Annotated in this window: 17 protein-coding genes and 1 pseudogene; 9 read left to right on the top strand and 9 right to left on the bottom strand. The window is 64.5% G+C overall.

The genetic code is table 11. The annotated features are described in order from the left end of the window. Nucleotides 1-62: 62 nt before the first annotated feature. From MOE34_RS16200 to MOE34_RS16220, 5 genes are all read left to right on the top strand, one after another. A complete protein-coding gene (locus MOE34_RS16200) occupies nt 63-650 on the top strand; it encodes a helix-turn-helix domain-containing protein (RefSeq protein WP_242224095.1) in 588 nt (195 codons plus the stop codon). Nucleotides 651-728: 78 nt separating this feature from the next. Continuing rightward, a complete protein-coding gene (locus tag MOE34_RS16205) occupies nt 729-1,133 on the top strand; it encodes a host attachment protein (protein ID WP_242218550.1) in 405 nt (134 codons plus the stop codon). Nucleotides 1,134-1,168: 35 nt separating this feature from the next. Further along, on the top strand, nt 1,169-1,372 hold the full coding sequence (locus tag MOE34_RS16210) for a hypothetical protein (protein WP_242218553.1): 204 nt from the start codon (nt 1,169-1,171) through the stop codon (nt 1,370-1,372). Between the two features lie 117 nt (nt 1,373-1,489). Further along, the gene (locus tag MOE34_RS16215) at nt 1,490-2,140 is read left to right on the top strand and encodes a BON domain-containing protein (protein ID WP_242218555.1); all 651 of its coding nucleotides are present in this window, start codon (nt 1,490-1,492) and stop codon (nt 2,138-2,140) included. Between the two features lie 84 nt (nt 2,141-2,224). After that, nucleotides 2,225-3,208, top strand: a complete 984-nt coding sequence (locus tag MOE34_RS16220) for a zinc-dependent alcohol dehydrogenase family protein (RefSeq protein ID WP_242218557.1) — start codon at nt 2,225-2,227, stop codon at nt 3,206-3,208. 11 nt (nt 3,209-3,219) lie between these two features. On the opposite strand, the gene MOE34_RS16225 is transcribed toward MOE34_RS16220, so the two are convergent. The 7 genes from MOE34_RS16225 to arcD all read right to left on the bottom strand — a co-directional run bounded on the left by MOE34_RS16225 (nt 3,220) and on the right by arcD (nt 12,049). Then, nucleotides 3,220-3,813 (bottom strand): NAD(P)H-dependent oxidoreductase, encoded by a 594-nt coding sequence (locus MOE34_RS16225; protein WP_242218559.1) that lies wholly within the window; start codon nt 3,811-3,813, stop codon nt 3,220-3,222. 59 nt (nt 3,814-3,872) lie between these two features. After that, complete coding sequence (mgtA, locus tag MOE34_RS16230; protein ID WP_242218561.1) at nt 3,873-6,458, bottom strand: magnesium-translocating P-type ATPase; 2,586 nt, start codon at nt 6,456-6,458, stop codon at nt 3,873-3,875. Between the two features lie 38 nt (nt 6,459-6,496). Further along, nucleotides 6,497-7,318: a universal stress protein gene (locus MOE34_RS16235; protein WP_242218562.1), complete on the bottom strand. Its 822-nt coding sequence runs from the start codon at nt 7,316-7,318 to the stop codon at nt 6,497-6,499. Nucleotides 7,319-7,413: 95 nt separating this feature from the next. After that, entirely contained in the window at nt 7,414-8,322 is a 909-nt protein-coding gene (gene arcC / locus MOE34_RS16240; RefSeq protein ID WP_242218563.1) for a carbamate kinase, read from the bottom strand. Nucleotide 8,323: 1 nt separating this feature from the next. Next, nucleotides 8,324-9,325, bottom strand: a complete 1,002-nt coding sequence (argF, locus tag MOE34_RS16245; protein ID WP_242218566.1) for an ornithine carbamoyltransferase — start codon at nt 9,323-9,325, stop codon at nt 8,324-8,326. Nucleotides 9,326-9,341: 16 nt separating this feature from the next. Next, nucleotides 9,342-10,559 carry an arginine deiminase gene (locus tag MOE34_RS16250; RefSeq protein WP_242218569.1) on the bottom strand — a complete coding sequence of 406 codons (1,218 nt, stop codon included), beginning with the start codon at nt 10,557-10,559 and terminating at the stop codon, nt 9,342-9,344. A gap of 20 nt (nt 10,560-10,579) precedes the next feature. After that, nucleotides 10,580-12,049 carry an arginine-ornithine antiporter gene (gene arcD, locus MOE34_RS16255; protein ID WP_242218570.1) on the bottom strand — a complete coding sequence of 490 codons (1,470 nt, stop codon included), beginning with the start codon at nt 12,047-12,049 and terminating at the stop codon, nt 10,580-10,582. A 203-nt stretch (nt 12,050-12,252) separates the two neighbouring features. Between arcD and MOE34_RS16260 the strand changes: the two are divergent. Together MOE34_RS16260 and MOE34_RS25500 are read left to right on the top strand one after the other, a co-directional pair. Next, nucleotides 12,253-13,284, top strand: a pseudogene (locus MOE34_RS16260) (zinc-dependent alcohol dehydrogenase family protein); the annotation flags it as partial. A gap of 213 nt (nt 13,285-13,497) precedes the next feature. Beyond that, nucleotides 13,498-13,839, top strand: coding sequence for a GNAT family N-acetyltransferase (locus MOE34_RS25500; RefSeq protein WP_347342763.1), 342 nt, complete (start codon nt 13,498-13,500; stop codon nt 13,837-13,839). 15 nt (nt 13,840-13,854) lie between these two features. Here the strand turns inward: MOE34_RS25500 and MOE34_RS16265 are convergent, their stop codons facing one another. Together MOE34_RS16265 and MOE34_RS16270 are read right to left on the bottom strand one after the other, a co-directional pair. Next, on the bottom strand, nt 13,855-15,213 hold the full coding sequence (locus MOE34_RS16265) for an MBL fold metallo-hydrolase RNA specificity domain-containing protein (protein ID WP_242218572.1): 1,359 nt from the start codon (nt 15,211-15,213) through the stop codon (nt 13,855-13,857). 55 nt (nt 15,214-15,268) lie between these two features. Continuing rightward, nucleotides 15,269-17,635, bottom strand: coding sequence for a phosphoketolase family protein (locus tag MOE34_RS16270; RefSeq protein WP_242218573.1), 2,367 nt, complete (start codon nt 17,633-17,635; stop codon nt 15,269-15,271). Nucleotides 17,636-18,153: 518 nt separating this feature from the next. Here MOE34_RS16270 and MOE34_RS16275 point away from each other — a divergent pair. Both MOE34_RS16275 and MOE34_RS16280 read left to right on the top strand, forming a co-directional pair. Beyond that, a complete protein-coding gene (locus tag MOE34_RS16275) occupies nt 18,154-19,554 on the top strand; it encodes a bifunctional enoyl-CoA hydratase/phosphate acetyltransferase (protein ID WP_242218575.1) in 1,401 nt (466 codons plus the stop codon). Further along, complete coding sequence (locus MOE34_RS16280) at nt 19,551-20,732, top strand: acetate/propionate family kinase (RefSeq protein WP_242218577.1); 1,182 nt, start codon at nt 19,551-19,553, stop codon at nt 20,730-20,732. Before MOE34_RS16275 ends, MOE34_RS16280 begins: the two co-directional genes overlap by 4 nt. The last annotated feature ends 207 nt before the right edge of the window (nt 20,733-20,939 follow it).

The following is a 20,939-nucleotide window of genomic DNA, read 5'->3' on the forward strand; positions in this document are numbered from 1 at the left end:
TCATGACCGTTCATGACGAGATTCTGACATCGTTTCATCGCAGGGCAGCATTCGATCCAGGGATGGCCGATCGTCGCTCGGCAATCGACGCGCCGGCATTCTTTCCCGCCGGCGCGGAAATCTATGCCCAGGGGGAAAAGTGCGGCAGCCTCTATACCGTGGAGTTCGGAGCCGTGCGGGTCTACCGGCTGCTGGCGGACGGACGCCGCCAGATTTCCGCCTTTCACCTTGCCGGGGAGATGTTCGGGTTCGAGACCGACGCCAACCACCATTTCTTTGCCGAAGCCACATGCGCGACCGGCATAAGGATGCAACGCACCACGCTGCTCCACGGTGATCATGCCGGCGCACTGCTGCCCATGGCCCTGCAATGCCTCGTGCGGGCGCAGGAGCATCTGCTCGTACTCGGCCGGCAGAACGCGACGGAACGCGTCGCCGCCTTCCTTCTCGACATGTCGGAGCGCCAGGGCGGCCTGCGGCTGATCGAGTTGCAAATGGCGCGCGCCGATATCGGCGATTATCTCGGCCTCAGCATCGAAACCGTTTCCCGCGTGTTTTCGAGGCTCCGCCAGAAGGGCGTCATCCGGCTGCCGAACCTGCGCGGCGTGGAGATCGTCAAGAGGCAGGCGCTGCACGATCTCGCCGCCTGATGCACAACGACCGCGAGCAGGTCGTCCATCCGCCGGCCCCGACAACGAGAAAGGGCACGGCCAACAGGGAGAACCACGATGATCCTACCCAATGGCGCGACAGTGGCGGTCGTTGACGGCCACAGATTGCTTCTCTTCAGGAACATGGCCCACGAACCCGGCATCGAACTCCTCGCCCTGCCCCCGCCCCACCTGCCAGAAGGACATGGCGGCTCCGGCGCACGCCACAGGAACAGTATCGCCAACCCGGACAAGATACGCCTTCTGGAAGACGATTTCGCCGCCACGGTTTGCGCCGCGCTCAACCGGGCGGCTGTCGCCGGCGAGATCACCGAGTTGCTCATCATCGCGGACGCACGAACCCTCGGGGAAATGCGCCAACACTTTCACAGGAGCCTGAAGGAACGACTGCTTGGCGAAATCGTCAAGGACATGACCGGACACTCCAGAACGGAGATCGAGGCTGCTGTTCGAACGGCCTGAGCGCCTTCGCACCCGGCTCCTCGTAGATACGCCTGATGTGGCAACCGGTTTCCACAGCACCCTACAATCAGGATATCGAACTGGCGGTCATCGACCGCGACGGAACGCATACGCTGGTCTTTCCCTGCAGGCGCACGCTGGTCGGGTGGGTGAAATCGGGCACGCGTGAACGTGTCGATGTGTCTCCCACCCATTGGCGGCCTTGGGACGATGGCGAGAAAACTGCCGACGGCAGGTAGGCGAGCGTTCAAAAAATGCCGATTTTGACGCCGGTCAACGCTTGCAGGCCCTTCACGTCAGAGAATGAACAGGCTCAGGGCGGGAATGGTGCCCGCCGGAAGAACGAGGTGAAAGTCATGAATGACAGCACATTGAGACAGGATATCCTGGACGAACTCGACTTCGAACCCAGCATCGACGCGGCCGATATCGGCGTAGCGGTGGAAAACGGCATCATCACGCTGACCGGGCATGTCCCGACCTACAGCCAGAAACTCAAGATCGAGGACGTCGTGGGGCGGGTCAAGGGCGTAAAGGGCATCGCCCAGGAGATCGAAGTACGGCCGTTCGGAACCAACCGCACGGCCGATGACGAAATCGCCAAGCGCGCCATCAATTCGATCGCCTGGAACACATCGGTCCCCGACAACGCCGTGCAGGTGAAAGTCCAGAAGGGCTGGATCACGCTGAGCGGCAAGGTCGACTGGCAATATCAGCGGATCGCAGCCGCCAATGCGGTGCGTGACCTCGCCGGTGTCATCGGCGTGACGAACCAGGTCGAGATCAAGCACCACGTCTCGGCGCTCGACGTGAAGAAACGGATCGAAGATGCGCTGAAACGCAATGCAGAGGTGGAGGCGCGGGCGATAAAGGTCGCGGTGCTCGACGGCGGCAAGGTGCGATTGGACGGTCGGGTACATGCGTGGTCCGAACGCCGTGCCGCCGAACAGGCCGCCTGGGCCGCCGCCGGCGTCCATGCTGTCGAGGACCACATTTCCGTCGGATAATGTGACACGTCCAACGACAGCCGATGAGGCGGGAGCAATGCTTCCGCCTCACGCTTTTTCAGCATTGCGTAAAGGAGAGGCGCGATGAGGGCAATGGTGCTGGAAAGACCCGGAACGAGGCTGGTCGCGGTCGAGCACCCCGATCCGGTCCCAGGGCCAGGAGAAGTAAGGATCGAGGTCGAAGCCTGCGCCGTGTGTCGCACGGACCTCCACGTCATAGACGGTGAACTCGCACAGCCCAGACTGCCCCTTGTGCCGGGACATGAGATCGTCGGCATCGTCGATGCCGTCGGCCCCGATGTCGCGCCCTCGCGCCTCGGAAAGCGCGTCGGCGTGCCCTGGCTCGGGCATGCTTGCGGATCGTGCGCCTACTGCCGGTCCGACGCTGAAAACCTCTGCGACGCGCCGCAATTTACCGGCTACACCCGCGATGGCGGCTTCGCGACGCATGCGGTGGCCGACGCAAACTTCGCCTTCGATCTCGACCCCGACGCCGATCCGGTCGCACTCGCGCCTTTGCTGTGCGCCGGGCTGATCGGCTGGCGCGCCTTGACCAAGGCAGGCGACGGAAAACGCATCGGGCTCTACGGCTTCGGCGCCGCGGCCCATATCATTGCACAGGTCTGCGTCTGGCAGGGGCGCGCCGTCCACGCCTTCACCCGGCCGGGCGACACGCAAGCACAACGCTTCGCGCTCAGCCTCGGGGCAGTATGGGCCGGCGGCTCGGACGCGACGCCGGCCGCCCCGCTCGACGCCGCGATCATCTTCGCGCCGGTCGGAGACCTTGTGCCCGCCGCCCTGCGCGCGGTTCGCAAGGCTGGCATCGTCGTGTGCGGCGGCATCCATATGAGCGACATCCCGGCGATGCCCTACGCCACGCTTTGGGGGGAGCGGGAGCTCGTCTCCGTGGCCAACCTGACGCGGCGCGACGCGGAGACGTTCTTTCCGGTGGCGCATGCCGCCGGCGTGCGCACGCACACCACGACCTATCCCCTCGCCGCCGCCAACGAAGCTCTCGCGGATCTCAGGGCGGGCCGCCTCAACGGCGCGGCCGTGCTGGTGCCTTGAGACTTTGCCGGTCAGCCGGCGCGCGCACCGAGGGCCCGCATCTTCGCAAGCCATTTTGCGCGCGTCTCGGCGCTTGCGCCATCCACCATGCCGAACAGCGTTTCCCGGACGGGGCTGATGCCCACGAAGTTCAGGATGTTACGGCGCAGGCCCGCAACGCCATGGCCGAGATACCAGAACCGATAGAAGGAGGCCGGCATGCCCATGGTCACGATGACCCGCGCGGAACGCCCCTTGAGCAGCGTTCGCGCAAAACCGCCGCCGCCCGCTTCGGAATAGGCGAATGCGACGCCGGGGCGCATCACCTGCTCCAGAAAGGCTTTCAGCAGGGCCGGCATCGTGCCGAGCCATAGCGGAAAGACGAAGACGATGTGCTCGGCATGCCGGATTGCCTCAACTGCAGCCTCCAGCGTCACTGGAAGGGGTCGCCGTTCGAACTCCTCCATCGTGCGAAGCAGAGGGAAGTCAAGCGCCGCGACATCGATAAGCTGCACCTCATGTCCAGCCGAACGGGCTCCATCGGCATAGCTGGCGGCGAGCGCCCGGCAAAGCCGTTTCGGTTCCGGGTCGGGATGGCCGATGATGACGAGGATGCGGCGCGGCATGGCGATCTCCTGATGAACCACCATCAAACGCCTTTACCGCGCCGGTGCCTTGACCCGGGTCAAACGCGACGCCTTGCTTGCCTGCGGTGACGCTCGCGCGCGAAGAACCAGTATTTTGCCGTTTCCGAAGCCCCCAGATAGGCAAGCGTAATCGCGATCAGGCCACCGACGACCGGTAGCGGCAGGGCGACAAAACCGAACCAGTCCGCGCCGGGCAGATAGGGGATCGCGATGGCAAACACGGCGACGGCCAGCGTCAGCCAGGAAAGCAGCGCGCTCGGACGGCTGCGCCAGAAGGGCGCGCGGGTCCGCACGACGAGAACGATCGCCAGCTCCGTGATGAGGGATTCGACGAACCATCCCGTCTGGAATGCGGAGGCCGTCGCTCCGGCGACAAGGAGCAGGAAGGCGAAGGTCATGACGTCGAAGAACGAGCTGACCAATCCGAACGTCACCATGAAGCGGCGTACGAAGGCAATGTCCCATCGCCGCGGCGTTCGGACCTGATCGGCATCGACATTATCGGTGGCGATGGCAAGCGAGGGCACGTCCGACAGGAAGTTGTTGAGCAGGATTTGTGGCGCGAGCAATGGCAGGAAGGGCAAGGCCAGCGAAGCGAAGGCCATCGAGATCATGTTGCCGAAATTCGCGCTGGTGGTGATGGAAATGTATTTCATCGTGTTGGCGAAGGTTTTCCGTCCGTCGTCGATCCCGCGCAGCAGCACGCCGAGGTCGCGCTGAAGCAGGATCATGTCGGCCGCCTCGCGCGCCACGTCCACTGCACCCTCGACGGAAATGCCGACATCGGCCTCGTGCAGCGCCGGCGCATCGTTGATGCCGTCGCCGAGATAGCCGACGACATGGCCGTGCTTGCGCAGCGCCGCGATAATGCGCTCCTTCTGGTTCGGATCGATCTCCGCGAAGATATCGTTCTGGGAGACGCGGCGCACCAGTGCCTCCTTCGTCAGTCGACTCACCTCGGTTCCTGTGAGGACGCGGCGGTTCGGCAGCCCCACGGTTTCGGCAAGATGGGCAGCGACATAGCGATTGTCGCCCGTAATGATCTTCACCTTGATGCCACGGGCGGCCAGGGCCTTCAGCGTTTCCGCCATGCCCGCCTTAGGCGGATCGAAGAGCAACAGGAAGCCGGCAAGGACAAGATCGGCCTCGTCCTCCCGGCGATAGCTGTCCTGCTGCGCGAAGCGGCGCACAGCAAGCCCGAGGACACGATATCCCTGTCCGCTCCAAGCCTGCACCTTCTCGTCGATCGCCGCAGCCGCGGCTGCATCGAGCGGCACCGGTGCGCCCCGGGCAAGGACAGAAGAGCAGGCTGCGACAACGGTCTGCACCGCGCCCTTGCAGATCATCAGGTCTTCCGGCTCCCCCGTCTGGCGGACGACGACCGAGAGCCGCTTGCGGATGAAGTCATAGGGGATCTCGTCTACCTTGGCATAGGCGGCAATGTCGTCCCGCGCGTCCTTGCCGGAGGCGATGGCCTCGTCCAGCGGGTTCGCCATTCCCGTCTGCAATGTGGCGTTCAGCAGCGCCCAAAGCCGCACCTGTGGTGCATCGGTCCCGGCAACGTCCAGGCAGGCGTCGAGATGAATGACACCTTCGGTCAGGGTACCGGTTTTGTCCGTGCACAGAAGGTCCATGCTGCCGAGGTTCTCGATGGCGTCGAGCCGACGCACGATGACGCCGTTCGCGGCCATCGTGCGGGCACCACGCGCCAGCGTCACGCTGATGATCGCCGGCAGCAGCTCCGGCGTCAGCCCCACGGCGAGCGCAAGAGAAAACAGCAGCGAATCCACCGCCGGGCGATGCAGCAGGAGATTGGCGAAGAAGACGAGGATGACGATGACCAGCATGATCTCCGTCATGAGATAGCCGAAGCGGCGAATGCCGCGCGCGAAATCCGTCTCCGGCGCGACATGGGCGATGGTCGCGGCGATGGAAGCGAACTCGGTCGCGCCGCCCGTCTTCACGACCGCCATCGTCGCTGTGCCACTGCGCACGGAGGTGCCGGTGAAGGCCGCGTTCGTCCGCTGGCCGAGGCGGGCCTCGGGCGGGCAGATGCCCGCCGTCTTGATCACCGGGAAGGTCTCGCCGGTCAGCGCCGCCTCGCTGACATTGAAGTCGCGCGTCTCCAGGAGAATGCCGTCGGCCGGGACGAGGTTTCCCGCCGAAAGCCGGACGATATCACCCGGCACGATCTCCTCGACGGGAAGCAGGGTTTCCCGCCCGTCGCGCAGCACGAGAGCCTTGCGGGCGATGCGGGCGGTGAGCGCCTGCATGGCGCGGGAGGCGCCATACTCCTGCGAGAAGGAAAGAACGCAGCTCGCCAGCACGATGACGCCGATGATGACCGCCTCACTGCCCTCACCGACGACACCCGATACGATGGCAGCGAAGATGAGGATAAGGACAAGCGGGCTGCGGAACTGCCGCGCGAAAGCCGCAAGCGCCGAACCCTCGTGCCCCGCCCTGATCATATTGACCCCGACGCGAGCGAGGCGGGTCCTCGCGACCTCACTCGAAAGCCCGCTTGTGCGGGTATCCAGCCGGGCAAGGAGAGCCTCGGCAGAAATGGACCAATAAGCCGGCACCGAATCCACGGCCTGCGGCGGCAACGTTTCCGGCTGCATTTTCGTGTCTCCGCCTGCGGTCGCCTGTTCCAGCCCCGTCAATTCGACATGAAACGGCTTATCCGGATCTCGTCGAGCAGCGATCGGGTCATACCGCCGAATGCCCACTCCCTGAGGCGGCTGTGCCCATAGGCGCCAGATACGACGAGATCGGCGTCGTGCCGATCGATGAGCTCGATCAGACTGTCGGTTTCCCGACCGCTTTCAACGGTTTCACTGCGTGCGGTCACCCCGTGAGCAGCCAGGAAGGATACCACATCGCCCAAGCTCTCGCGGGCCCACTGATCGATGGCCGGAGCCACCGTCGCAACCACGACGTCATCGGCCGCCTGCAACAGCGGCATGGCGTCGGCGACCGCACGCCGGGCCTCCCGCGTATCCTTCCACGCGACGACGATCTTCCGGCCGACGCGGTGAGCCATATCGTTCCCGACCACCAGGAGGGGCCGGCCCAGTTGCAGCACCGCGCTGCCCGGATCAACCCGGCGCGCCGTATCCTTCGTCGCCGCGCCGTCGGCAGCTCCGGTGACGACGATGTCGGCGATCCTCGCCGCTTGGGCCAGCGCATAGGTCGGTCTTTCCTGCGCGACGCGCCAGTCGGTCGCGACAACACCGGCAACCAGCGCCTCAAACTCCTTGCGCAGGTCCTTGAAACGGCGCTCGTCGTCGTCACGCATCTGCCGCCACACCTCCGCCGCCAGTTCCGCACCTTCCGGCCCCGTGACCGGAAGGTAGGCATCGGTCGCGCAGAAGCCGGTCAACCTGGCGTTCCAACGTTGAGCCAGCTCGCTTGCTGCCTTCACGACCGGAACGATCGGCCCTTCGACATCCAGATTAACAAGAATGGATTTGTAGCTCACTGGACTGTCCTCCGTCTTGCTGCCTGTTTGTTGAGAAGATAGTCGTTTGGACGCACGGCACCTTGACGCGGGTCAAACGTGGCCCTCCCGATGCCTCACCCATCCACCGGTTCGATCCATGTTCCGCGTATGCCTGCGATGATCTCCACGGCATCCTCGAGCCGGCCGATCGCGGCCGGCTTGCCGGCGCTGGCGAACGCGATGCCTGCCTCGACCTTCGGCCGCATCGAGCCGGCGGGAAAATCGCCCGGTGCAAGATCCGATGTCCTCACGATGCCGAGAGGAACGGCGGCATCCGTGCCCCAGCCACGATAAACGGCGTCGACATCGGTCAACATGAGAAGAAAGTCGGCATGAAGCTGACGCGCGAGGAGTGCGGAAGCAAAATCCTTGTCGATGACCGCCTCTATGCCGATAAGGCTGCCATCCTCCCGTTCCACGACGGGGATGCCCCCGCCGCCGGCGCAAATAACGATGACACCGCGTTCGACGAGCAGGCCGAGCACCTCCGCTTCGAGGATCGCCAGGGGTTTCGGCGAGGCGACGACGCGGCGCCATCTGTCACTGTCGGGCGCGATCTGCCAACCCCGCTCCGCCGCCAGCCGGCGCGCCGTCGTCTCGTCGTAGACGGGGCCGATGGGCTTCGTCGGCGTTGTAAAGGCACAATCCCGCGGATCGACTCGAACCTGCGTCAGAAGCGTGGCGAACAGCCGATCTTGGACGACATTGCCGAGTTCCTGCTGAAGAACATAACCGATCATCCCGGCACTTTCGGCATCGAGCACATCCAGGGGAAAGGGCGCATCGGGCGTCGTTGCCGCCTGGAGCGCCAGCAGCCCGACCTGCGGCCCGTTGCCATGGGTGATCACCAGCGCATGGCCCGCAACGATCAGCTTCGCCAGCACCGCCGCCGCACGGCGAATGTTGGCGCGCTGGTTTTCTGCCGTCATCGGCTCGCCGCGCCGCAGGAGGGCGTTGCCGCCGAGAGCGACGACGATCCGCATGTCAGCCTCCGATGGTGGCGACGAGGATCGCCTTGATCGTATGCATGCGGTTCTCCGCCTGGTCGAAAACCACAGATGCGGCGGATTCGAAAACCTCATTGGTGACTTCCATGCAATCGATACCGAAGCTGCTGGCGATATCCCGCCCGACCTCCGTCTCCGTATTATGGAAGGCGGGCAGGCAATGCATGAACTTGGCATGCGGCTTTCTCGTCGCCGCCATGAGGTCGCGGGTCACGCGATAGGGCGTCAGAAGTTCGATGCGCTCTCGCCAGGCGCTTTCGTTCTCGCCCATGGAAAGCCAGACGTCCGTGTAGACGAAATCGGCCCCGAGCACCGCAGCGTTCACGTCCTCGTCCAGCCGGAAGCTGCCACCGCTCGTTTCGGCCAGGCTGCGGACGTGATCGCAGAACCCATCATCCGGCCAGAGAGAACGGGGCGAGGCGATCCTCATATCCATGCCCACCTTCGCCGCACCGATCGCCAGTGACGTCGCGACGTTGTCACGCCCCTCACCGACGAAGACGAGTGTCATGTCCGAAAGGTGCTTGTGCGAGAACTCACGCATCGTCATGAAATCGGCGAGCACCTGGGTCGGGTGCGCCTCGTCGGTCAGCCCGTTATAGACTGGAACCCCGGCATAGGCGGCCAGTTCGTCCGCCTGGTGCTGACTGAAGGCCCGGAACTCGATGGCGTCATACATGCGCCCCAGTACGCGCGCCGTGTCCTTCATCGTTTCCTTGTGGCCGATGTGGCTGCCGGAAGGACCAATATAGGTGACATGCGCTCCCTGGTCGTAAGCGGCGACTTCGAAGCCTGAGCGGGTGCGTGTCGAATCCTTCTCGAAGATCAGGGCGATGTTCTTGCGGACGAGCCGCTGCACCTCCGTTCCCGCCTGCTTCGCCGCCTTGAGTTCGGCCGCAAGACGCAGCAGGTAGCGGATCTCCGCGCCGGAGAAATCGTCCATCGTCAGCACATTGCGACCATGCAGATTTACGGGCATGTCAGTTCCTCCTTCGTCAGATCGGGTCGCGCGCGATGGGGCAGGTCATGCAATGGCCACCGCCACGCCCTCGGCTGAGTTCGGCGCCCTCCACGGTGATGACCTCGATGCCCGCGCGGCGCAGCAGCGTGTTTGTGTAGACGTTGCGGTCGTAGCCGATGACCACGCCCGGCTCGACGGCGACGACATTGTTGCCGTCGTCCCATTGCTCGCGCTCCGATTCATAGGCGTCGCCGCCAGTTGAAACGATGCGCAGCGTCTTCAATCCCATCGCCTCCTTCACCACCTCGACGAAGGGTTTGGTCTCCTCGATGACGTCGACGGCAGCCTCGCCCTCGCCCGGCCGCAGCGAAAAGGTCCGCAGCCGCTCGACGACCGGCGGATACATGGTCGCGAGATCCCGGTCGCAGAAGGTGAAAACGGTGTCGAGGTGCATGAACGAGCGGTCGCGCGGCATCAGGGCGGCGACGACATGGGTTGCCTCGCCCGCCGAAAACAGGCGGCGCGCCAGCCCGCCGACCGCCTGCGGCGTCGTGCGCTCGCCCATGCCGACCAGCACGACACCCCCACCGACCGGCATGACGTCGCCGCCTTCCAGGCTCACGCCGGGACCGGGATTGTCCGGCGAGACGAAAGGCAGGCCCGCGTCGCGAAAGCGCGGATGAAACCGGTAGACCGCTTCGACATTCGCCGCCTCGGGTTTGCGCGCAGCCCAGTACATGGCGTTGACGGATACCGAACGGTAGATCCAGCAGGAGCTATCGCGCATGAAGAGCTGGTTCGGCAACGGCGGCAGCACGAAATCCTGCGGCAAAAGCGTCCGGCCGGTGAGACCCGCCGGCTGGAAGGGCAGTTCGGCGCGGGCGATGCCGCCCACCAGCAGCGTGGCGAGCCTGTCGGCCGGCACCTCGTCCAGCCAGCCGCGTAGCTCGCTCACCATGTCGTAGCCGACCACCGAGGCATCGACACGCCGGCCGAGCAGCCAGTCGCGGGCGTCCGGCAGCGCCATCGTCTCGGCCAACAGATCGCCAAACAGGTGCACGGTGACGCCGCGCTCGCGAAGGGCGTCGACGAAGACATCATGCTCCTGCCGGGCGCGCTTGACCCATAGCACGTCATCGAAGAGCAGCGCCCTGCAATTGTCCGGAGTGAGGCGGCGAAGGCTGAGGTCAGGCCGGTGCACGATCACCTCGCGCAGCCGGCCGACTTCAGAATGAGCGCCAAGAGTGGCCATGACGATTCCTTTCGACGGGTTCACAGCGCGCTGACCGCACCGGTCCACATGGCGTAGGCGGCATAAATCCCCACCGCGACCAGCGCAGCGGCGAGCATGGCCTCGACCGGATGGAAGACCCGCTCCTCATTTTCCCGCCGTGCCCAGACGAAGAAGACGATGCCCGGCGCATAGAGGATGGCGCACATGAAGAGGTAGGAGAGGCCGGCCGCATAGACGAGCCAGAGACCATAGGCCGTCGCCAGAAGGCCGATCAGCATGGGACCGTTCCGGCCCTCGCCCTCGCGATAGCTTTCGCCTGTGATCGCAAGCTTTGCCAGATAGGCACCGGAGAAGATGTAGGGAACGAGGATTGCGGCCGAGGCGATGAAGAACAGCGCCTGATAGGTGCTTTGTGCAAACAGCGTGATGACGAGGAAAACCTGCACGAGCAGATTGGTGATGAGCAGCGAGGTGGAAGGCACGCCACGTGCGTTCTCGTGGCCGAAGAACTTCGGCATGGTGCCGTCGCGCCCGGCGACATGCGGAACCTCGGCGGCAAGCAGCGTCCAGCTCAGGAAGGCGCCGATGACGGAAACCACGAGTGCCAGATTGATGAGCACCGCACCCCACGGCCCGACGACGGCCTCCAGAACCCCCGCCATGGACGGGTTCTTCAGGGCCGCGAGTTCCGGCTGGTTCAGGATGCCGAGCGAGAGCAGCGAGACGAGCGCATAGAGCGCAAGGCAGGTGAAGAAGCCAAGAACGGTTGCCGTGGCGATATCCTTACGCCGCTCGGCGCGGGCCGAAAAGACGCTGGCGCCCTCAATGCCGATGAACACCCAGAGCGTCACAAGCATCGTGCTCTTCACCTGGTTCATGATCGAACCGAGGCCAGCATTGCCGAGACCGGTGAAATCGGCGTTGAAGACATCCACCTTGAAAGCGACCGCGACGAGGCCGGCAAAAAGCACGATGGGCGCGATCTTGGCGACGGTGACGACCAGATTGACGATCGCCGCCTGACGCACGCCGGCAAGGATGAGGAAGTGGATCACCCAGAGGAGGGCGGAAGCGCCGAGCACCGCCTGCCAAGTGTTGCCGTCGCCAAACGATGGGACAAAATAGGACAGTGCACTGAAGACGACCACCGCGTAGGAGACATTGCCCACCCATGCGCTGATCCAGTAACCCCAGGCGCTGTTGAAGCCGATGAACGGTCCGAACCCGGCCTTGGCATAGGCATAGGGTCCGGCATCGAGATCCGGCTTGCGGGTGGCCAGCGACTGGTAGACGAAGACCAGAGCCAGCATGCCCACGGCGGTGATCGCCCAGCCGATCATGATGGCGAGCGGCCCGGCCCCGGCGGCCATGTTCTGCGGCAGGCTGAAGACGCCCGAACCGACCATGGAGCCTATGACGAGCGCGGTCAATGCGCCCAGATGCAGCTTGGTTTGCTTTGCCGCCGGAGCGGAGGTGGTGGAAGCGGAATGAACATCTGCGGCAGTCATGGCTGGTCTCCCGGAGTTCGTACACATCGGAAAAGACTGCACCCCGTCCCCGCGGATCGCCTTGACCGGCGTCAAAGCGCCCCCGGGGCCTGAAATTTCTCGCCGGAAAGCGCCGCCGTTGACGGGGGTCAAAGCCTGTCGCGCGCAAACCGCTCATCGTCATTCACATCCACGATGATTGCGAACCCATGAAGGAGAACGTGATGAAGGCGCTCGTTTACGAAGGTCCGGGACGGAAATCCCTGATGGAACGGCCGCGGCCCCGGATCGAAGCGGCGACGGACGTGATCGTCAAGGTCACGCGCACCACGATCTGCGGAACAGACCTGCATATCCTCAAGGGCGACGTGCCGAGCTGCCAGCCGGGCCGCATCCTTGGCCATGAGGGCGTAGGCGTGGTGGAGGAAACGGGCGCCGGCGTGACGCAGTTCGCCAAGGGCGACCGCGTGCTGATCTCCTGTATCTCCTCCTGCGGCAAGTGCGACTATTGCCGGCGCGGCATGTATTCCCATTGCACGACCGGCGGATGGATTCTCGGCAACACGATAGACGGCACCCAGGCCGAATATGTGCGCATCCCGCACGCCGACACCAGCCTTTATCCGATCCCCGACGGGGCCGACGAGGAGGCGCTGGTCATGCTGAGCGATATCCTGCCGACCGGCTTCGAATGCGGCGTGCTGAACGGAAAGGTGCAGCCCGGCGGCACCGTCGCCATCGTCGGCGCCGGCCCCATCGGGCTCGCGGCGCTGCTGACGGCGCAGTTCTATTCTCCCGCCGAGGTTGTCATGATCGACCTCGATGAAAACCGGCTCTCCGTCGCCAAACGCTTCGGCGCAACGAAAACCGTCCAGGCAAGCGGCGAGGAGGCGGCGCGCAAGGTTCTCTCCCTTACCGGCGGCAAGGGCGTCGACACGGCAATCGAGGCGGTCGGCCTTCCCGCCACCTTCGGGCTCTGCCAGGAGATCGTCGCACCCGGCGGCGTCATCGCCAATATCGGCGTTCATGGGGTGAAGGCCGATCTGCACTTGGAAAAGCTGTGGTCGCAGAACATCGCCATCACGACGCGGCTGGTGGACACCGTCACGACGCCAATGCTCATGAAGACGGTACAGGCCGGCAAGATCGATCCGAAGAAGCTGATCACACATCGGTTCAGCCTCGACCGGATCGCCGAGGCCTACGAGACCTTTTCCCACGCGGCCGACACAAGGGCACTCAAGGTGATCATCGAGACAGACGCCGTGGAAACGATCCCGGCCAGGACGACCGACAACAATCTCAGTACCGCCCTCATGACCCATACCGGGCTCATGCTGCATGTGCGCGCAGTCAAGCCGGGGGACGAACCGCTTCTGGCGGAATTCTTCCGGCATGTGACGCCGGAAGACCTGCGCTTCCGGTTTCTTGGCGGTGTCCGGGAAGTGAGCCACGACCGTCTGCTCGCCATGACGAAGATCGATCACACCACCACGGAGCACTTTCTTGCCTTCGCCGGCGGCAGCGACGCGATCGTCGCAGCGGCGATGGTGGCCTGCGATCCATCGACGACAAAGGCCGAGGTGGCGATTTCCGTTCGCGCCGACGACAAACACAAGGGCGTCGGCTGGGAGATGCTGCGCTTGGCAGCCCGCTTTGCACAAAGCCGTGGCGCAAAGACGCTGGAGTCGCTGGAAAGCCGCGAAAACCACGAGGCCATCGAACTCGAACGGGAACAGGGTTTCGTCGCCGCCCCCTACCCCGACGATCCAACGCTTGTCCTCATCCGCAAGGACCTTGGGTCCGCCTGAACCGGAGTTTCGAAATCATAACACGAATTCCTGGTCGAGGCGCGGTACCACGCTCTCCCAACCGAGTTCGCGCCCTATGCGCACGCGCAAGGCTTCCGATGCTTCGGCCTCGCCGTGCACGATGAAGACCTTGCGTGGCGGACGCGGGCAGCCGGAAAGCCAGCGCATCAGCTCATCGGCATCGGCATGGGCCGAGAGCATATCGAGATGGGCCACCTCCGCATTGACCGGAATCCAGGCGCCATGAATCTTCAGTTCCTTCGCGCCGTCCTGCAGCGAGCGGCCTCTCGTTCCGGCGGCCTGGAAGCCGGCGAGCAGGATCGTATTGCGCGCATCCGGCGCGAAGGCTTTCAGATGATGCAGGACACGGCCGCCCGTCGCCATGCCGGAGGCGGAAATGACGATCTTCGGAACCCGGCTTGAACTGATCGCCTTCGATGCCTCGACGTCATCGGTGTAGTGCGCGATGCCGAACACCCTCTTGCAGCTTTCGGGGTCAAGCCGATGATCCCTCGGATGCCGGCCCATGAGCCCGGTTGCATCGATGGCCATGGGGCTGTCGAGGAACACGGGTACGTCCCCGAGAACCCCCGCCTGCTTCAGCTTCCAGAAATAATAGAGCAATTCCTGCGCGCGCCCGACAGCAAAGGCCGGAACGACGAGCGTCCCACCACGTCTGATCGTGCGCTCCACGACCGCCCGCAAGGCCTCTTCGGGGTCGGTCTTGTCGTGGATGCGATTGCCGTAAGTGGATTCGATCATGACGTAGTCTGCCTCGACCGGCCGGGCCGGGTCCGGCATCAGCGGATCGCCGTATCGGCCGATATCGCCGGAAAAGACGATCCTCTGCCCACCCCAGGCCATCTCCACCCATGCCGCACCGAGAATGTGACCAGCGCGGTGGAAACGGAACCATGCTCCATTGGAAAGCCGCACGGTCTGGTCGAATGCAACGGTCGAGAAGTGCTCCACGGCGTTTTGCGCATCATGGACGGTGTAGAGTGGAAGAGCCGGCTGGTGGCGGGACAGCTTGTGCCGGTTGAGGAATTCCGCGTCCTTTTCCTGCAGATGGCCGCTGTCCATGAGGATCAGCTCGGCGACATCGCGGGTGGCGGGCGTCGCATAGATCTTGCCGCGGTAGCCCTCGCGCACCAGGCGCGGCAAATATCCGCAATGATCGAGATGTGCATGCGTCAGGATCACCGCGTCGATCTCGCGGGGTGACACCGGCAGGGGCGTCCAGTTGAGGTCACGCAGGTTCTTCAGACCCTGGAAAAGACCGCAATCGATCAGGATGCGGTGTCCCCCCAGGGTGAGCAGATGCTTCGAGCCGGTAACGGTTCCGGCAGCACCAAGCGATTTCAGTGACAGCATGGTTCCCTCCTCTCACGGACCGCATTTGCCCACGTCGCCACCGGGCCGGATATGTCTATTGCCGCACATAAGGCCATTTCCAGTCGCGGATCTCGGGCATGTCCTCGCCGTGCTCACGCACATAGGCATGGTGCGCGGTGAGCTTCGCCTTGAGCGTGGCGACGAGGTCCGGTTTCCTCTCGGCAAGAGCCGGCAGGCGTTCGATCGCCTCGATGGCGAGGTGATAGCGGTCGAGCTTGTTCATCACCGTCATATCGAAGGGCGTGGTCGTGGTGCCCTCCTCGACAAAGCCCCTGACGTGGAAATTCGGATGGTTGGTGCGTTTGTAGACCAGCCGATGGATAAGATACGGATAGCCGTGATGGGCGAACACGACCGGCCGGTCTCGGGTAAAAATCCGGTCGAAATCCTCGTCCGAAACACCGTGCGGATGGTGCTGCGGCGACTGCAATGCCATCAGGTCCACGACGTTGACGACACGGATGCGCAACCCCAGCACCGCCTGTCGAAGCAGATCGACCGCCGCGAGCATCTCCATGGTCGGTACGTCACCGGCTGCGGCCATCACCACATCCGGATCTAGTCCCCCTTCCGTGCCCGCCCAGTCCCAGATGCCAAGTCCGGCCTCGCAATGGGAGGCCGCCTCGTCCATCGTCAGCCATTGCGGCGCCGGCTGCTTGCCGGCCACGATGACGTTGATGCGGTTCCAGGTCTTCAGGCAATGGTCGCCGACCCAGAGCAGCGTGTTGGCATCTGGCGGCAGGTAGACGCGCACGATGTCCGATCCCTTGTTGGCGACGAGGTCGATGAAGCCGGGATCCTGATGCGAGAAGCCGTTGTGGTCCTGCCGCCAGACATGGGAGGTGAGCAGATAGTTGAGCGAGGAAACCGGTTTGCGCCAGGACAGCCCGCGCGCAACCTTCAGCCACTTGGCATGCTGGTTGAACATGGAGTCGACGATGTGGATGAAGGCCTCGTAGCAGGAGAAGAAACCGTGCCGTCCGGTGAGCAGGTAGCCCTCAAGCCAGCCCTGACACAGATGCTCGCTGAGCACTTCCATGACGCGGCCTTCCGGCGCGAGGTGATCGTCCGTCGGCAGTCTCTCGGCCATCCACACCCTATCCGTCGCCTCGAAGACACCTGTGAGCCGGTTGGAGGCCGTCTCGTCCGGCCCAAAGACACGGAAATTGCGGTCGGTCGCGTTCAGCCGGATCACATCGCGCAGATAGTCGCCGAGAACCTTCGTCGCCTGCGCCTCGACCGCGCCGGGCCGTTCCACGGCGACCGCATAGAGGCCGATGTCCGGCGTGCGCAACTCCTTGCGAAGGACGCCGCCATTGGCGTGCGGACTGGCGCCCATGCGGCGCGCGCCTTTCGGCGCCAGCGACCGCAACTCCGGCTTCAGGCGGCCATCCGTATCGAAGAGGTCTTCGGGATCGTAGCTGCGCATCCAGGCTTCGAGGATGCCGCGATGGGCAGCGTTCGTGCGGCACTCGGAAACTGGCACCTGATGCGAGCGCCAATGGTTCTCGACGACCTTGCCGTCGACCTCCTTAGGCCCCGTCCAGCCCTTCGGGCTGCGCAGCACGATCATCGGCCAGCGCGGCCTGCGGGCGGGATCGTCCTTCGCCGCGGCGCGGATGGCCGCGATGCGGTCGAAGGCCCGATCGAGCGCCCCCGCCATGTCCCGGTGCATGGCCTGCGGCTCGTGACCCGCGACGAAGATCGGATCGTAGCCATAGCCGGTGAAGAGATGGGCGAGTTCTTCGTCCGGTAGCCGCGCCAGCACGGTGGGATTGGCGATCTTGTAGCCGTTGAGATGGAGGATCGGCAGCACTGTGCCGTCACTGACAGGGCTGAGGAATTTATTGGAATGCCAGGCGGCAGCGAGTGGGCCGGTCTCGGCCTCGCCGTCTCCAACCACGCAGGCGACGACGAGGTCAGGATTGTCGAACGCCGCACCATAGGCATGCACCAGCGCATAGCCGAGTTCGCCGCCCTCATGAATGGATCCCGGCGTTTCGGGGGCCGCATGGCTCGGAATACCGCCGGGGAAGGAGAACTGCCGGAACAGAGCCTTCAGCCCTGTCTCATGCTCACCGATTTCCGGATAAATCTCCGAATAGGTGCCTTCCAGATAGGTGTTGGCCACCATGCCCGGCCCGCCATGGCCGGGGCCGCAGATATAGAGGATGTCCGCATCGCGGGCCATGATGATCCGGTTGAGATGGACATAGATAAAATTGAGGCCCGGCGTCGTACCCCAGTGGCCGAGAAGGCGCGGCTTCACATGCTCCGCCTTCAGCGGTTCGCGCAGAAGCGGATTGTCCATCAGGTAAATCTGGCCGACGGAGAGATAGTTGGCCGCCCGCCAGTAACGGTCGAGCAGTGCGAGGTTCCCAGTATAAGGCTCGTTTGCCATATCCTTCACTCCATGCCGCCGGTTTCAGAACGGCAACACCCATGCAGACGGGACGTCGCTCCCAGCCAGTGCCCGTACATCGCCATTCCGATCTTGACTGGCGCCAAAAGAGGCGGATCGGCCCCACGGAAGCGAAGACGGCCGCAATTCGCCCGCATCCATCGCGTTGTTCGCTGACATGGCGAATTTCTTACCCCGTTTGGATCATAACCTTACTCTAGGTGGTTTCGCGCAATGAATCTTGATCTGCGTCAACGGAGGCGGAGACCACCCTGTATAGGGTGTCGCTCGATCCGCCATCCAGGAGAGCGTGATGCGAATGCGTTTGCTTCAACGCGCACGAATGGGCGAGGATATCGGAGGCGCGAAACCGATTGTGGTGGAAGCCCTGGACGGGCTGGCGTTGCGCACATGCGACATCCGAACGGATCGGCCCGCCGACCATGGCCGCGCGCCTGCCCGCTACAGGCCGCTTGCCGATACGCCTGACGGTGACATTTTGCAAAGGTGAAGAGCCGATGGATGACTTCCTCCGTAACCGGACTTTCGATGAGCTTAAGCCCGGGGATACCGAAGCGATCACGCGGCTGGTCGGCGACGATGACATCGACCTCTTCGCCGCCATCTCCGGAGACCAGAACCCGGCCCCTCTCGATGCGGCCTGCACAAAAACCGGGCCCCTTGGCCATGGGGTCGCCCACGGCATTTGGACCGCCGCCCTCATCTCGGCTGTGCTCGGCACGCGCCTGCCCGGCCCCGGCACGATCTATCTCGGACAGGACCTCCTTTTCCTCAAGCCCGTCGCCCCGGGCGACACGATCACCGCTACCGTCACGGTGAAGGAGAAACAGCCGCAAAAGCGCATCGTCCTGCTGGACACGGTCTGCACCAATCGCGACGGAGAAACCGTGCTGAAGGGGACGGCGACCGTGATCGCACCGGAAGCTCGCGTCGAGTGGCCGCGCACACGGCTGCCAGATGCATCGCTCCGACAGCACGACCGTTACGAGGCCTTCGTGAAAAAGGCGCGCGATCTACCGGCGATCCGCGCCGCCGTCGTGCATCCCTGCTCGGTCGCGGCCATCACTGGCGCACTCGAAGCACGCGAGGCAGGCCTCATGGAACCGGTCCTCGTCGGGCCGGAAGGCAAGATCCGCGCAGCAGCCGAGCTCGCGCAGGTCTCGCTTCAGGGTATCGAGATCATTCCCGTCGCCCACAGCCACGCCGCAGCCGACCGCGCCGTCGAGCTTGCCGTTGCTGGGACCGTTTCGGTGCTGGTCAAAGGCAGCCTTCATACGGACGAGCTTCTCGAGGCCGTCGTCGCGCCCGGCTCCGGCCTTCGCACCGAACGGCGCATCAGCCATGTCTATGCCATGGACATCCCCGCCTACGGCAAGCCGCTCATCGTCACCGACGCGGCGATCAACATCCAGCCGACGCTTGAGCACAAGCGCGACATCTGCCAGAACGCCATCGATCTTCTGCGTCGGCTCGGCATGGAGAGGCCGAAGGTGGCGGTGCTCGCCGCCGTGGAAACCGTAAACCCCAAGATGCCGGCGACGCTCGACGCCGCGGCGCTGACCGTAATGGCCGCGCGTGGGCAGATAACCGGCGCGAGCGTTGACGGCCCCCTCGCCTTCGACAACGCCATCAGCGTCGACGCCGCCCGCACGAAGGGCATTGTTTCCCCCGTCGCGGGCGAGGCCGACATCCTGCTCGTGCCGGACCTCGAAGCCGGCAACATGCTGGCCAAGCAGCTCATCTACTTTGCCGGCGCGACGGCGGCCGGCCTCGTGCTCGGCGCGCGGGTGCCCATCGTGCTGACGAGCCGCGCCGATCCGCTCTCGGCCCGCATCGCTTCGGCGGCGCTCGCCAAGATGGTCGCCGCACCCTATCCCGTGGAGGGATTGCCCGCATGAAGACCCTGCTGACCTTCAATGCCGGCTCTTCCACCGTAAAGATCGGCCTGTTTGCGCTTCACGCGGGCGGTCCCGTCCGGCTCGCCCGCGGCGTGATCGATTTCCGCCACGAACCGCTGACCTTGCGGGTGAGCGAGGGGGAGCAGCGGATCGAGGTCGCGCTGGATGCACGGCCGGATGCGGACCTGAGCGGCATCCTGTCGGAGACCGTCGCCGTCCTCGGCCGCCATTTCGATCTTGGCGAGGTCGCGGCCGTCGGGCATCGCGTCGTACATGGCGGCGACCACTTCGCCGGGCCTGCTCGCCTCGACAGGGAAAGCATCGCGGCCATCGAGGCGCTGACGGTGCTCGCGCCGCTCCACCAGCCGCAGAGCCTGCGCCTCATCCGCGCGATCGGCAGCGTGCTGCCGGACCTGCCGCAGGGCGCCTCCTTCGACACTGCCTTTCACCGCACGAACGATGCGCTGGTGCGCCGCTTCGCCATCCCGCGCGCCCTCCATGACCGGGGCATCAAGCGGTATGGCTTCCACGGCCTCTCCTACAAATATATCGCCGGCGAACTCGCGCGCCTTGCACCAGAAAAGGCTGGCGGCAAGGTAGTGGTCGCCCATCTTGGCAGCGGTGCGAGCCTTTGCGGCCTCGACAACGGTATCAGCCGCGACACCAGCATGGGCTTTTCGACGCTCGACGGCATTCCGATGGCGACGCGCTGCGGTGCGCTCGACCCGGGCGTGGTGCTGCATCTCCTCGGGCAGGAGGGGCTGGCGTTACGTGCGATGGAAGACCTCCTCTACCACAAGTCCGGGCTCCTCGGGGTTTCCGGCATCAGTGCCGACAGCCGCGATCTTCTGGAGAGCGATGCGCCTGAAGCGAGGGAGGCGATCGACCTCTTCGCTCTGCGGATCGCCGGCGAGATCGCCCGGCTGGCCGCCACGCTCGGCGGTCTCGACGCCGTCGTCTTCACGGCCGGCGTCGGCGAGAACCAGCCAAAGCTGCGGGCCAATGTCTGCGGCCGGCTGGGCTGGCTCGGCCTCGACCTCAACCCCATCGCCAATGCCGCGAACGCGGTCCTCATCAGCACACCGGAAAGCCGCATGGCCGCCTTCGTCATCCCCACCGACGAGGAACAGGTGATCGCCGAGGAAACCGTCTCGCTGCTGGGGAGCGCAGGAAAATGACTGAGCCCAGGAGCACTCTTGGAAGACGGTTGCCAGCAGCACAGCCGACCGCCGTTTCAGCGGGTACGGTCGACCGCAAGAGCAGACCTGCGTAGCGCTGACGAGCCGCCCCAACGCTCTCCGCTATTGCCGACTCTCGCCATTCGCTGACTGAAGATAACGGAGCGATCGGCCCGTCCGTTCCTTTGCCTTGCGTCAATGTGCCGG

It is taken from the genome of Shinella zoogloeoides, assembly GCF_022682305.1.
Taxonomy (GTDB): Bacteria; Pseudomonadota; Alphaproteobacteria; order Rhizobiales; family Rhizobiaceae; genus Shinella; species Shinella zoogloeoides_B.

Coding starts and splice junctions, on each gene's coding strand:
- MOE34_RS16220 (WP_242218557.1), top strand. CDS start 2,225: ATGAGGGCAATGGTGCTGGAAAGACCCGGAACGAGGCTGGTCGCGGTC.
- MOE34_RS25500 (WP_347342763.1), top strand. CDS start 13,498: ATGACGAAGATCGATCACACCACCACGGAGCACTTTCTTGCCTTCGCC.
- MOE34_RS16200 (WP_242224095.1), top strand. CDS start 63: ATGGCCGATCGTCGCTCGGCAATCGACGCGCCGGCATTCTTTCCCGCC.
- MOE34_RS16280 (WP_242218577.1), top strand. CDS start 19,551: ATGAAGACCCTGCTGACCTTCAATGCCGGCTCTTCCACCGTAAAGATC.
- mgtA (WP_242218561.1), bottom strand. CDS start 6,458: ATGCAGCCGGAAACGTTGCCGCCGCAGGCCGTGGATTCGGTGCCGGCT.
- MOE34_RS16210 (WP_242218553.1), top strand. CDS start 1,169: ATGTGGCAACCGGTTTCCACAGCACCCTACAATCAGGATATCGAACTG.
- arcD (WP_242218570.1), bottom strand. CDS start 12,049: ATGACTGCCGCAGATGTTCATTCCGCTTCCACCACCTCCGCTCCGGCG.
- MOE34_RS16225 (WP_242218559.1), bottom strand. CDS start 3,813: ATGCCGCGCCGCATCCTCGTCATCATCGGCCATCCCGACCCGGAACCG.
- MOE34_RS16215 (WP_242218555.1), top strand. CDS start 1,490: ATGAATGACAGCACATTGAGACAGGATATCCTGGACGAACTCGACTTC.
- MOE34_RS16250 (WP_242218569.1), bottom strand. CDS start 10,559: ATGGCCACTCTTGGCGCTCATTCTGAAGTCGGCCGGCTGCGCGAGGTG.
- MOE34_RS16270 (WP_242218573.1), bottom strand. CDS start 17,635: ATGGCAAACGAGCCTTATACTGGGAACCTCGCACTGCTCGACCGTTAC.
- argF (WP_242218566.1), bottom strand. CDS start 9,325: ATGCCCGTAAATCTGCATGGTCGCAATGTGCTGACGATGGACGATTTC.
- MOE34_RS16265 (WP_242218572.1), bottom strand. CDS start 15,213: ATGCTGTCACTGAAATCGCTTGGTGCTGCCGGAACCGTTACCGGCTCG.
- MOE34_RS16205 (WP_242218550.1), top strand. CDS start 729: ATGATCCTACCCAATGGCGCGACAGTGGCGGTCGTTGACGGCCACAGA.
- arcC (WP_242218563.1), bottom strand. CDS start 8,322: ATGCGGATCGTCGTCGCTCTCGGCGGCAACGCCCTCCTGCGGCGCGGC.
- MOE34_RS16275 (WP_242218575.1), top strand. CDS start 18,154: ATGGATGACTTCCTCCGTAACCGGACTTTCGATGAGCTTAAGCCCGGG.